Source organism: Desulfocurvibacter africanus subsp. africanus DSM 2603 (genome assembly GCF_000422545.1).
GTDB lineage: Bacteria > Desulfobacterota > Desulfovibrionia > Desulfovibrionales > Desulfovibrionaceae > Desulfocurvibacter > Desulfocurvibacter africanus.
On the sequence record NZ_AULZ01000016.1, the window covers coordinates 52,727 to 65,621 of the forward strand.

The 12,895-nt window shown below is 64.1% G+C and carries 11 protein-coding genes; 10 read left to right on the top strand and 1 reads right to left on the bottom strand.

The genetic code is table 11. The features are described 5' to 3' along the window. Window positions 1-133: 133 nt before the first annotated feature. The 9 genes from mqnB (at window position 134) to H585_RS0112045 (ending at window position 10,427) form a co-directional block, all read left to right on the top strand. A complete protein-coding gene (gene mqnB, locus H585_RS0112005) occupies window positions 134-868 on the top strand; it encodes a futalosine hydrolase (protein ID WP_027367997.1) in 735 nt (244 codons plus the stop codon). After that, window positions 865-1,869: a polyprenyl synthetase family protein gene (locus H585_RS0112010; protein ID WP_014259861.1), complete on the top strand. Its 1,005-nt coding sequence runs from the start codon at window positions 865-867 to the stop codon at window positions 1,867-1,869. Before mqnB ends, H585_RS0112010 begins: the two co-directional genes overlap by 4 nt. 491 nt (window positions 1,870-2,360) lie before the next feature. Beyond that, a complete protein-coding gene (locus H585_RS0112015; RefSeq protein WP_027367999.1) occupies window positions 2,361-5,348 on the top strand; it encodes an AIR synthase-related protein in 2,988 nt (995 codons plus the stop codon). Between the two features lie 226 nt (window positions 5,349-5,574). Then, window positions 5,575-6,051: a cytochrome c family protein gene (locus H585_RS0112020; RefSeq protein WP_027368000.1), complete on the top strand. Its 477-nt coding sequence runs from the start codon at window positions 5,575-5,577 to the stop codon at window positions 6,049-6,051. Window positions 6,052-6,299: 248 nt separating this feature from the next. Continuing rightward, complete coding sequence (locus tag H585_RS0112025) at window positions 6,300-7,331, top strand: Tim44 domain-containing protein (RefSeq protein WP_051183107.1); 1,032 nt, start codon at window positions 6,300-6,302, stop codon at window positions 7,329-7,331. A gap of 129 nt (window positions 7,332-7,460) precedes the next feature. After that, on the top strand, window positions 7,461-8,483 hold the full coding sequence (locus H585_RS0112030; protein WP_027368002.1) for a TerC family protein: 1,023 nt from the start codon (window positions 7,461-7,463) through the stop codon (window positions 8,481-8,483). 199 nt (window positions 8,484-8,682) lie between these two features. Further along, complete coding sequence (locus tag H585_RS21385; protein WP_420834585.1) at window positions 8,683-8,850, top strand: rubredoxin; 168 nt, start codon at window positions 8,683-8,685, stop codon at window positions 8,848-8,850. A 58-nt stretch (window positions 8,851-8,908) separates the two neighbouring features. Continuing rightward, a complete protein-coding gene (gene rd / locus H585_RS0112040) occupies window positions 8,909-9,070 on the top strand; it encodes a rubredoxin (protein WP_005987348.1) in 162 nt (53 codons plus the stop codon). A gap of 130 nt (window positions 9,071-9,200) precedes the next feature. After that, the gene (locus H585_RS0112045; protein WP_027368003.1) at window positions 9,201-10,427 is read left to right on the top strand and encodes an FprA family A-type flavoprotein; all 1,227 of its coding nucleotides are present in this window, start codon (window positions 9,201-9,203) and stop codon (window positions 10,425-10,427) included. 210 nt (window positions 10,428-10,637) lie between these two features. Here the strand turns inward: H585_RS0112045 and H585_RS0112050 are convergent, their stop codons facing one another. Then, the gene (locus H585_RS0112050) at window positions 10,638-11,822 is read right to left on the bottom strand and encodes a pyridoxal phosphate-dependent aminotransferase (protein ID WP_027368004.1); all 1,185 of its coding nucleotides are present in this window, start codon (window positions 11,820-11,822) and stop codon (window positions 10,638-10,640) included. Window positions 11,823-12,000: 178 nt separating this feature from the next. Here H585_RS0112050 and H585_RS0112055 point away from each other — a divergent pair, with 178 nt between their 5' ends. Then, window positions 12,001-12,543, top strand: a complete 543-nt coding sequence (locus H585_RS0112055; RefSeq protein ID WP_027368005.1) for a Slp family lipoprotein — start codon at window positions 12,001-12,003, stop codon at window positions 12,541-12,543. Window positions 12,544-12,895: the final 352 nt, after the last annotated feature.

Below are 12,895 nucleotides of genomic sequence, written 5' to 3' on the forward strand. Positions count from 1 at the left end.
CGGGCGGCTCCGGAAAGACGGAACCAGCAGCCCTCGTGGCGTCCGACATGGACAATCCAAGCGGTTTGCGTCAATGTGCCTCGGTAATACTATAGCTGAGAACACCTTTGAAACTTTCGGTGATGGAAGGTCCATGGCAGCCCTGATCGTGGCGGCCACGCTCCTGGAGCTTGAGGCCGCCCTCGGCTGGACCGGCCAGCCTCTCCCTGCGGGCGAAGGGCTGGTTGTGCGCCTGGACCTGCCGGCAATCCCAGGTGGAGTGCTGGCTACGGCCACGGGCATCGGCCCGGTCAACGCAGCCTTCGGCCTGGGCATGGCCCTGGCCCGCCACAGGGTGCGCGGCGTGCTCAACCTTGGACTGGCCGGCAGCTTCGATCCCGAGCGCTTGCCCCTGGGCAGCTTGGCCGTGGTGGCCAGCGAGACGTGGCCCGAATTCGGCCTGTACGGCGAAGCCGGCCTTGATCCCAGAGGCCTCAAACTGGCCCAGGCCCTGACGCCCGACGGGCCTGTCTTCGGGCGCATCGGCCTGAAGCCGTCTGCTGCGGCCTCGGCCATGGGCTTGCACTTGCCCGGCTGGCCGTCCGTCCACGGGCTGACCGTGGCCGGAGTAAGCGGTTGCGCGACACGGGCGCAGAAACTGCGCGCACGCCATGCGGCCGACGTGGAAAGCATGGAAGGTTTCGCCCTGGCCCTGGGCTGTCTGCGGGCCGGACTACCGTTCCTGGAAATCCGCTCGATCTCAAATTTCGTGGGACTGCGCCCGCCCCAGGGCTGGGACATGCCCCTGGCGCTTCGAGCGCTGGAACGCGCGGCGCGAACGCTCTTGACCCCCGCTCCGGTTAGCTCCGGACAGGAGAAAATGCCTTGATAAGCCGATCCAATGAACAGTACCATGCGGCCATGCGAGTCCTGGCCGCCTATATCGAGCAGCAACTCCCGGCCATTAACGACTTCCTGGCCAGGGAAACGGACAAGCTCGACCCCCTGGTGCGCCCTGCCGCCGCGCACGTGCTCGCGGCCGGCGGCAAGCGGCTGCGTCCGGTGCTGGCCATTCTTTGCGCCAGGGCCCTGGGACACAAGGGCGAGGCGATCTATCCATTGGCCTGCTCCCTGGAGTTCCTCCACTCGGCCACCCTGCTGCACGACGACATCCTGGACGGCGCGGTGCTCCGCCGAGGCAAGGCCGCGGCGCACATCGTATTCTCGCGCACCGAGGCCGTTCTGGCCGGCGACGTGCTCCTGGCCCTGGCCAACCAGCTCGTGGCCTCCTACGGCGATCCCCGGCTGACGACCTGCCTTTCCGAAGCCATCATGCGCACCGTGGCGGGCGAGGTGGCCGAGATCGTCAACACCCGGGAGATGGATTCCTCCCTGGAAACATACCTGCACATCATCACGGGCAAGACCGCCTATCTCCTCGAAGCCTCCTGCGTGGTCGGCGCACTGCTGGCCGGCGTGAGCGACGAGCTGATCAAAGCCGCCTCGGTCTTCGGCCTGAACATGGGCATCGCCTTCCAGATCGTGGACGACGCCATGGACTACACCTCGGCCAGCAGCGTCTCTGGCAAGCCGGCCGGCGGAGATCTGCGCGAAGGCAAGCTGACCTTGCCGCTCATCTATCATCTGGAGTCCCTGAGCCCCGCGCGGCGCGAAGCCCTGCTGTCGGACATCCGCTCCAAGGCGCTGAGCGAGGAAGCCCTGGCTCAGCTCCTGGCCGACATCCAGTCCAGTTCTTGTACGGAGCGCGCCCGCGCCCTGGCCGGCGAGTACGCAGCCAAGGCTGCCCGCGCCCTGGAAGCCTTCCCGGAGAGCGAGGAAAGAAAAGTGCTGGACTGCGCCCTGGAGTTCGTCCTGCAGCGGGAAAAATAGCCGCTGAGCGCATGCGCGCCAGTCTGCCGCCATCGCCTTGCGCCGCCTATGTGCAATTCGGGTGTTTCCATATGGCCCGTGCAGGGATTCCATTCTCCGCCGGGCAGTCCGCGGCCCCATTCTCTTTGCCCTTGACTGCCCCACGAAGATAAACGACACAGAGGCGCCTGGCCGGAGAGACAATCCATGGCGCAAGGCACGGATAGCCCCGGCGCAGCCGTTTCCAACCGGCCGCTCCGGCGCATGTCCGCCAAGCGGATAGCGACCTCTCCTCCCAGTATTGCTCTGGCTTGTTACGACCTCTTGGCCGCTTGGCCAAGGGGCATATCATGTTTATCTCCTCACCCCGTGGGCGCATCCGCGCCGAAACTCGCGGGTCAGCGAGTCGAGCGGCGGGGTTCAGGGACTCTTCTCGGGATAGAGACCCTGGCGAGGCGCGGGGCAGAGCTCCGCTTCTCCGACTGCAACATCAGGCACAAAGCGAGGACGTCATGCAGTGGCGAGTTGAAGTAGCGACGCGGCCGAGCGTTGCCGATACCAGGGGCAGGAGCCTGCCGGGCGAGATACGCGACGCCCTGGGCATGGCCGTGGAATCGGCGCGCGTGGTCAAGGTCTACACCGTGGACGGCGTGGACGAGGCCCAGATCGGCACGGTGCTGGACAAGGCAGTGCTGCACGACCCCGTGCTGCATGCGGCCTCGCGCACGCCCCTTGCCGCGTCCTTGGACTGGGACTGGCTGCTGGAAGTGGGCTTTCGGCCCGGCGTGACAGACAACGAAGGCCGCACCGCCAAATCTTCGGTAGCCCTGGTGCTGGGTTTCACGCCCGAGCAGGCCAAGGGCCTGGCCGTGTACACGGCCACGCAGTACCTGTTCAAGGGCGCGCTGTCCCGCGAGCAGGTGGAGCATATCGGCAAGGACCTGCTGGCCAACGAGCTTATCGAATGCATCGAGGTGCGCTCGCGCCAGGAAGGCCCCATCACCGATCCCCGCGCATCGCAGGTCAAGGGCCGCTCCGTGGACGAGGTGGCTGTCATCCCCCTGTCGACCATGAGCGACGAGCAGATGCTGGCCTTCAGCCGCGAGAATACCCTGGCCCTGAGCCTGGAGGAGATGCGGGCCATCCGCGCCTACTATGGACGGCCCGAAGTGCGCGCGGCCCGCGCCAAACAGGGCTTGCCTGCCGAGCCCACGGACGCCGAGGTCGAGGCCCTGGCCCAGACCTGGTCCGAGCACTGCAAGCACAAAATTTTCCAGGCCAGGATCCGCTACGATAACCGCGAGAACGGTCAGCAATACGAGATCGACAGTCTGTTCAAGACCTTCATCGCCGGAAGCACCAAGGCCATCCGCGCTGCCAAGGGCAAGGACGACCTGTGTCTGTCCGTGTTCAAGGACAACGCCGGCGTGTTCAAGTTCGACGAGAACGTGAGCGTGTGCATCAAGGTAGAGACGCACAACAGCCCCTCGGCCCTGGACCCCTACGGGGGCGCGCTGACCGGCATCGTTGGCGTGAACCGCGATCCCATGGGCACGGGCATGGGCGCCAACCTAGTGTGCAACACCGACGTGTTCTGCTTCGCCTCGCCCTTCCACGAGGGCGAACTGCCCCCGCGTCTGCTGCACCCGCGACGCGTGCTCCAGGGCGTGCAGAAGGGCGTGGAGCATGGCGGCAACAAGTCCGGCGTGCCCACGGTCAACGGCTCCATCGTCTTTGACGAACGCTACCTGGGCAAGCCGCTGGTCTACTGCGGCACCCTCGGCACCATTCCGACCATGGTCAACGGCAAGCCGGGCCATGACAAGCAGGCCCTCCTTGGCGACCGCATCGTCATGTGCGGCGGCCGCATCGGCAAGGACGGCATCCACGGCGCGACATTCTCCTCCGAGGAGCTGCACGAGGGCTCTCCTGCCACGGCCGTGCAGATCGGCGATCCCATCACCCAGCGCAAGATGTACGACTTCCTCATGCGCGCCCGCGACACCGGCTTGTACAACGCCATCACCGACAACGGCGCGGGCGGCCTGTCCTCGTCCGTGGGCGAGATGGCCCAGGACACGGGCGGAGCACGCCTTGATCTGGCGCGAGCGCCGCTCAAGTACGACGGTTTGCGGCCCTGGGAAATCCTGCTCTCCGAAGCGCAGGAGCGCATGACCCTGGCCGTGCCGGCCGACAAGATCGAAGCCTTCCTGAGCCTGGCCGCTGAGATGGACGTGGATGCCACGGATCTCGGCGAGTTCACGGACACGGGCTACCTCCATGTTACATATGGCGGCAAGCCGGTGGCCTTTCTGGAAATGAATTTCCTGCACGACGGCGTGCCCCAGATGGAGCTGTCCGCCGTGTGGCAACGGCCGGCCATCGGCGGCCAGGAGCTGCCGAAGCCCAAGCAGAGCCATGGCGAGCTGCTGCTGAGCATGCTTGGCCGGCTGAACGTCTGCAGCAAGGAATTCGCCGTGCGCCAGTACGACCACGAGGTCCAGGGCGGCAGCGCGGTCAAGCCCATGGTGGGTGCGCTGCGCGACGGCCCGTCCGACGCCGGAGCCCTGCGGCCCGTGCTGGGCAGCGAGCGCGGCTTGGTTATCTCCCACGGCATCTGCCCCAAGTTCAGCGACTTCGACGCCTACTGGATGACGGCCAACGCCGTCGACGAGGCCGTTCGCAATGCCGTGGCCGTGGGCGCGGACCCGGACCAGATGGTCGGCACGGACAACTTCTGCTGGTGCGATCCGGTGCAGAGCGAGAAGACGCCCGACGGCGAGTACAAGCTCGCCCAGCTCGTGCGCGCCAACGAGGCCCTGGACCACTACTGCCGGGCCTTCTGCGTGCCGTGCATCTCGGGCAAGGACTCCATGAAGAACGACTACTACGGCGGCGGTAAGAAGATCTCCATCCCGCCCACGGTGCTCTATTCCGTGGTGGGCATCGTGCCGGACGTGAAGCGCTGCGTGACCTCGGACCTCAAGCGGCCAGGCGAGCTGATCTTCCTGCTGGGCCGCACCTTCGACGAGACCGGCGGCAGCGAGATCGCCGGCCAGCTCGGCGTTGTCGGTAGCCATGTGCCGCAGGTGGACGCCGTATCCGCCCTGCTGCGCTACCGCACGCTCTTCCAGGCCATGCAGAAAGGCCTGATCAGCGCGGCCCACGACCTGTCCGACGGCGGCTTGGCCGTGGCCCTGGCCGAGATGTGTCTTGGTGGCCGCCTGGGCGCCCATCTGGACCTCGGCAAGGTGCCCTCGACCCCTGCGGGACTGGACGACCTGACCCTGCTCTACTCCGAATCGGCCAGCCGCCTGCTGGTCACGGTCAAGCCCGGTAATCGCCAAGCCTTCGAGGCGCTCTTCGCCGGTCAGGACTGCGCCTTGGTGGGCGAGGTCACGCAGGGCAATGCGCTTACGATCGGCCGGGACGGCAAAGCGCTCTTCATCGCGGATGTGGAGGACATGGCCAGCGCCTTCAAGGCAACTTTGGCTCTGTAACGCCGTCTGCCCAAGATTGTCTTTTCGGCCCCTGCGGCATGCCGCAGGGGCCGATTTCATTTCGGCTTACGTATGAATCTGCTCAAATCCGTCTTTTTTCTTCCCAAAAGGATTAGATAATTCAGCTTCCACTTTGACCACATTGCGGAAAAAAGATATAGGCCGCTCAAGAACTGGCTGCCAGATGGCCACTTAGCTCCTGCCTCAACCCGAGGAGGGTTCCGCCATGCCTAGCACATTGCGCACAGCTTTGATCCTGATTGCATTCACGATCGCACTGCTGATGCTGGCGGATGTTCCGGGGCTCACGGCCCAAGGTCCGACGTACGTTGGCAGCGAGGCCTGCGGCCAATGCCACGCAGAGCAGTATGAGCGCTACAGCAAGGACTCCAAAAAAGCCCGCTCCTCGCAACACGTGACCCGCATGGCAACGGACCTCAAGCCCAATGAATTGGCCAAATGCTTTGAATGCCACGTCACGGGCTATGGCCAGCCCGGTGGGTTCGTTAGCTTCGAGCAGACTCCGCACCTGGCCAATGCCGGCTGCGAAGTCTGCCACGGCCCGGGCTCCATGCACGCCGAATCCGGCGATCCCTCGCTCATCAAAAGCACACTGACACTCAAGGACTGCGAAAGCTGCCACAACGAGGAGCGCGTGGCCTCCTTTGGCTTCAAGCCGCTCATCCACGCCGGAGCGCATTAAGCCAGCGCTCCGAGCGGCCCGGTATGCCTTGACACCAGCCGGGCCGTCTATATAGTTGACTCCACCTGAAGGGGAGTAGCTCTCTCGGGCAAGGTCAACAATACTGGCGATCCCTGATCGCTTGGCCTTGCCGTCGGACCACACCGATGAGCGAGACCTTCAGCATGAGTAATCATGCTGGAAGTCTCGTTTTTTGTTTCGAGACCTCCAGCCCAACCCCGGCGACCTGCCGGAGATTTGGAGGTCCCTTGTTTCACACCTCGCGATTCCATTCCAGACAGACTACTACGCTCGGCCTGAACGCCAAGCGCCCGCGCACCGAAGCCGCGGCCTTGCAGGGCCTTTCGGCCCAGGACCTGTTACGCTGGCTCATCGTGCCGCTGCTCGCGCTCGCCATGTTCCTCATGGCGGTCGACTCGGCCGAAGCCAGGCGCATGGGCGGCGGCAAGTCCTTTGGCAGCAAGTCGTCCTACTCCAGCGGCTACAACAAGCCTGCTCCGGCCAAGGATCCGACCACCATGCAGCGCCAGGCCACGCCGGGGCAGCAGGCGGCTCCGGCCCAGGGCGGATTCCTCTCCAAGTTCGGCGGCATAGGCGGCATGCTCGGTGGCTTGGTCGTGGGCGGGCTGCTGGGCTCGCTCCTGTTCGGCGGCGGCATGGGCGGCGGCATTGGCATCCTTGAGCTACTGCTGTTCGGCCTGGCCGGCCTAATGCTCTTCAGGTTCATCCGCTCGCGCAAGGTCTCCCAGGCGAACCCGGCCGCCATGGCCGGCAACGACAGGTATGCCTATGCCGCAGCCCAGGCGGACCGCTCCAGCCCGGCCGCAAGCGCCGGCGGCTGGGATTCGCTGCGCTCGGCCTCCGCGCAGGCCAGTTCCGCGCCCGAGGCTGGCCCGGCCATGCCCGATGGCCTGGACGAGGCCGAGTTCCTGTCCGGCGCCAAGGCCCTGTACGCCAGGTTGCAGGCATCCTGGAACCGACGCGACCTTAAGGACATCCGCGCCTTCACCAGCCCCGAGGTCCTGGCCGAAATCGAGCGCCAGGCCGCCGAGGATCCGATGCCGGACAAGACCGACGTCCTCATGCTCAATGCACGTGTCCTGGAGGCTCGCAAGGATGGCCAGCAGACCGTGATCACGGTGCTCTACGATGCGCTGCTGCGCGAGGACCAGAACGCCTCTCAGCCCACGCAGGTGCGCGAGGTCTGGCACATCCGCCGAGACGAGGCCGCGCCCAGGCCCGAATGGATTCTGGAAGGCATTCAGCAGCTCGAAATGTAACCGCATGCCGGCCGCGAGGGCGTTCTCTCGCGGCCGGCACGCTCAAGCCCATGGCCTTCCTTTTCGTGAGCCAGGGCAGACGTCCTCAACCAGCCATGCTAGGCTAACCCGCAATAAGGAGCATCGAGAGTGGAAACGGCGTGGATGTGGATCGGCTTCAACGTACTGGTTCTGGCCCTCCTGGGCCTGGACCTGGGCGTCCTACACCGCAAGGGGCGCGAGATCGGCGTACGCGAGGCCCTGCTGCTCAGCCTGGGCTACCTCGTTCTGTCCCTGGCTTTCGGCGCAGGCGTGTATTACGTGCTGGGCAATCAGGCCGGCACGGAGTTCTTCACGGGCTATCTCATCGAGAAGAGCCTGAGCGTGGACAACATATTCGTCTTCGTACTTGTCTTCATGCACTTCGCCGTGCCGAAGACCCATCAGCACAAGGTCCTCTTCTGGGGCATCCTGGGGGCGCTGGTCATGCGCGCCCTGCTTATTGTGACCGGCGCGGCGATCATCGAGGCTTTCCACTGGGTCATCTACATCTTCGGAGCCTTCCTCGTCTTCACGGGCGTCAAGATGCTCGTGACCGTGGGCCAGGAGCCCAACCTGGAAGAAAACCGCATCAACCGCTTCATGCGCAGCCGCTTCCGCGTGACCGAGGGCTTCGAGGGCCAGAAATTTTTCGTCCGGCGCAATGGCGTGCTCTACATCACGCCGCTCTTGATCGTGCTCGTGCTCATCGAGTTCACGGACCTGGTATTCGCCCTGGACTCCATCCCGGCCATCTTCGCCATCACCACGGACCCCTTCATCGTCTACACCTCCAACGTCTTCGCCATCCTGGGCCTTCGGGCGCTCTACTTCGCGCTGGTGGGAATCATCCACCGCTTCCACTACCTCAAGTACGGCCTGTCGCTGGTGCTCGTGGTCGTGGGCGCGAAGATGATCCTCAACGCCTACTTCGCTGCCAAGGTCGTGCCCACGGAACTGGCCCTGCTAATCACCGCCGTCCTCATCGGCGGCTCCATGCTCGTCTCAGTAATCAAGACCCGCGCCGTGCCCACGGAAGAGGCCGCCCGCGAGGCCGCACGCTGGTGGGTGCCCGGCAGTCCGCCCAAGGAAAAGACTCGATCCGGGGATGAGGAAGGCCCTACAAGGTCGTGAGGCGCAGTAGACGAATCGCCGGATTGGCCGAGCCCTGCGCGGGGACTCTCCTTTTCCCAAAGATATTGAATTGACGTCATAAAGCGGCTATGAATAGCAATAGCCTGCCATTTCGCGCTTTGCCGTCCGCCAATTAGACATCCAGGCGGACAATGGCACGGCCGCAAGGAGAGACCATGGGCAAGCAGCAGTGCACGGTATGCGGCTTCGTTTACGATCCCAAGCAGGGCGCCACCTGTCGGGCATCGAGCCGGGCACGACCTTCGAGGAACTGCCCGAGGATTGGCGCTGCCCCCTCTGCCGCTCGGGCAGCTCCGTCTTCGAAGGCGAGGCGGAAGAAGATGCGCAGGGCAGTCCCTGCCAATGAGGGCCGACCGAGGTCTCTGCGCTCAGGGTTTTCATTGAGCAAACAACCGGAGGAACACATGGACAAGTATGTTTGCAACATTTGTGGCTATGTTTACGATCCCGCAGACGGCGACCCGGATAACGGCGTCAATCCCGGCACCAAGTTCGAGGACGTTCCCGAGGACTGGGTCTGCCCCGTGTGCGGCGCGCCCAAGTCCGAGTTCTCCAAGGAAGGCTGATTTCCGGCGTCGGCATTGATGCAGGGCCGGGCACGCGCTCAGCGGCCCGGCCTTTACGCTTTGCAGCGGCCTTTTTTTCTCCTAAGAAATACTTGAAGATACCATTACGCCTCAACAAGCGAGGAGAACCATGAGACCTGTGGAAATCAAAAAGGATATCCATTGGGTTGGGGCCGTGGACTACAATACGCGCGACTTCCACGGCTACGCCCTTTCGCCCAACGGCACCACGTACAACGCATTCCTCATCAAGGACGAGAAGGTAACCCTGTTCGACACCGTCAAGCACGGCCATGAAGAGGAGTTCTTCGAGAACGTGGCCCTGGCCGCAGGAGGCCTGGAAGCCGTGGATTACCTGGTGGTCAACCACCTGGAGCCGGACCACGCCGGCTGCCTCGTGGAAACCGTGGAGCGCGTAAAACCCGAGAAGATCTTCTGCTCGCCCATGGGCCTGAAGGCCATGGATTCGCTCTACCATATCAAGGACAAGGGCTGGACCGTCGAGGCCCTGCCCACGGGCGCGAATCTGTCCCTGGGCCGGCGCACGCTCCAGTTCCTGGAAACGCGCATGCTGCACTGGCCGGACAACATGATGACCTACATCCCCGAGGACAAGCTGCTCATCTCCAGCGATGCCTTCGGCCAGAATTTGGCCAGCAGCGAGCGATTCGTGGACGAGGTGGACCGGGCCAAGCTCACGGAGCTCATGCGCGAGTACTTCGCCAACATCGTGCTGCCCTTCTCGCCCATCGTGCAGAAGACCTTCGAGCAGATCCAGAAGCTCGGCTGGGAAATCGACATGATCGCCCCGGACCACGGCCTCATGTTCCGCGGCAAGGATGTGGCCTTCGCCATCCAGCAGTACGCCGAACTGGCGGCCCAGCATCCGACCCGGCGCGCCACGATCCTCTTCGACACCATGTGGCACTCCACTGAAACCATGGCCAGGGCCATCGGCGACGGCCTCAAGGACGCGGGCTGCGAGGTGACCCTGATGCACCTCAAGGCCAACCACCACACGAGCGTCATGACCGAGGTCTCGCGCTCGGGCGCGGTCATCGTGGGCAGCCCCACGCACAACAACGGCATCCTGCCCTACGTGGCCGGCGCGCTGCAGTACATGAAGGGTCTCAAGCCCCAGAACAAGGTCGGCGGAGTGTTCGGCTCCTTCGGCTGGAGCGGCGAGTCCGTGAAGATCATCAAGGAATGGCTGACGTCCATGAACATCGACGTCGTGGGCGAAGGCGTGCGCACCAAGAACGTCCCGGATGCCGAGATGTTGGCCCAGTGCTTCGACTATGGCCGCCAGATCGCCCAGGCCATCGAGGCCAAGATGGAAGCCTGCGGCGTGAAATAGAGCGTTTTGCATGAGAACCGGGAGCTTGTCCTCCCGAGCCTCATCCACCAGGGCCATATCCCCTATGGAACGCGCCCTGGACCCACGCATTTCGCTCGCGAAGTGCCTTAAAGCCAGCCGCCGTCGGCGCGATTCACCCACGAAATGACGAACCCCCGCCGGGTAGTTCCAGGCGGGGGTTCTTTACATTCTGTCTCTCTGCTTCGCGCTCTACCCCTTCATGGCCCGCGCGAAAGCCTCCACGCTCCTGCGGATGATCTTCTCGTCAACGCAGAAGGCCAGGCGGAAGAATCCCGGATAGCCGAAGCCCGTACCGGGCACGGCCAGCACGCGCTCCTCCTGCAGCCGCCGGACAAAGGCCAGATCGTCGCCGCCCGGAGCCTTGGGGAAGAAGTAGAAGCCGCCCTTCGGCATGGCGTATTCGATGCCCGCCGCATCGAGCACCTCGGCCATGGCCTTGCGCCGCGCCGCGTAGATTGACACGTCCACCTGCGAGCCCAGGGCCTTGGCCAGGATCTTCTGGCCGATGGCCGGTGCGTTCACGTAGCCCAGGATGCGGTTGGTGAGCGTCAGGCCAGCCAGCAGCTCGGCCTTGCCGGGCATGGCCGGATTGACCAGCAGATAGCCCACGCGCTCGCCGGCCAGGGAAAGATTCTTGGAAAAGGAGCTGGCCACCACCGAATGCTCGTAGATGGGCAGGAGGCTCGGAACCTCGGCTCCGTCGTAGGCCAGGAAACGGTAAGGCTCGTCGGACACGAGATAGATGGGCCGGCCGAACTGCGCGGACTTTTCGCGCAAGGCTTGGGCCAACGCCTGCAACTGCTCGCGCGGGTAGATGGCTCCCGTGGGATTGTTGGGCGAGTTGATCAGCACCACGCGGGTCTTGGCGTTGATGGCCGCGGCCATGGCCGGGACGTCCAGGCCGAAGTCCGGGGGCAACGCCTTGACCGGGGTCAGCCCGCCGCCGAAGTTCTGCACATAGAAGCCGTACTCCACGAAGAACGGCGCAGGGCAGAGCACCTCGTCGCAGGGCTCCAGCACGGCTCGGAAAAAGGCGTTGAGCCCTCCGGCCGCGCCGCAGGTCAGGATCACGTCGCCCGCACCCACTGTCACGCCCTGTTCCTGGGAAAGCTGGGCCGCAAGGGCCGCACGCACGTCCGGGTAGCCGGGGTTGGGCATGTAGCCCAGGGCGAAGGGCTTGTCCGCGTTTTCGGCGATTTCGGCCAGGGCCTTCTTCACGGCCGGGGGCGGCGGCAGGTCGGGGTTGCCGAGACTGAAGTCGAACACGGCGTCTTCGCCGAACTGTTTCTTGAGCTCAATACCGGCTTCGAACATGCGCCGGATCCACGAGGCGCGCTCCAGGTAGTCTTTGATCTGGCTGGCGAGCATGGCCATGAATCGCTTCCTTTGCTGCTGGTATGGGGAATCGGGATGTTTCGATCCAGGCCGGCAGGCTAGCCCAAAACTCCACCCTATTCAATGCCGCGCGCCATTGCGTTACGGCCCGCGTCTGCTATGAATGTAAAAGGGATGGAGGAAGCCCCGGCCACCGACCGGGACTTGAGGAGAAGCAATGAACATCGATCCCTTCTGGGCGCGTCTGCTGGCAATCATCGCCGCCGCCTTTGTCGCGGCCCTGGTGTTGTCTTCCTGCGGCTCCAGGCTGCCCAAGGACATGCGCATAACGCCCACGACCTTGGCCGATCCGTTGCAGGTGGCGGAACGCCCCGGGGCCTACACGAATTCCACCGTGCTGTGGGGCGGCAGGATCGTATCCCTCCGGCCGGGCCGTGAAGGCACCGAACTGGAGGTGCTCCAGTTCGAACTGAACTCCTCTGACAGGCCCGAGTCTGGTCAGCGCACAGGCGGCCGCTTCCTGGTGCGCACGCCGGCCTTCCTGGACCCGGCGCTCTACGCGCCCGGCCGCGAGGTAACGGTCGCCGGAACTCTCGAAGGCTCGGAGACGCGCCCCGTGGGCGAGCGGCCCTACGTGTATCCCGTGGTCATTTCCAACGACGTCTATCTCTGGCCCGAGCGTGCGCCCTATCGAGACCCTTATTATGACCCATGGGGGCCGCGCTTCTATTTCGGCTACGGTGTTTATCGTTATTGGTAATGCACGACCGAGTCGGATCGCCTTGGCATTTGCCGGCCGTCCGGCAAGCCGAATACGCACGCAGTGAGCAGGCGATACGTGTTCAGCTCCTCATGCCCAAGGGCTTGCGTGTGGTTGGCTTTGTTTCGCGATTTTTGGGTCAGAAGCAGGTCCAGCCCCTCTATAAGACTCCACCAGAAAGCCGCCCATGCCCCAAGCCTGCATCCATGGCCCTAATAGCCACCAACAAGACCCCTCAGGCATCCTATAGGATGTTGTCACTGCTTATTTTTTAGTAGATCGGGTAAGTTATGTTCGTGGCACAAGGGCAACCGCAGCGCCAGGCGGCATACGCCAAATGCGGAATTTGATA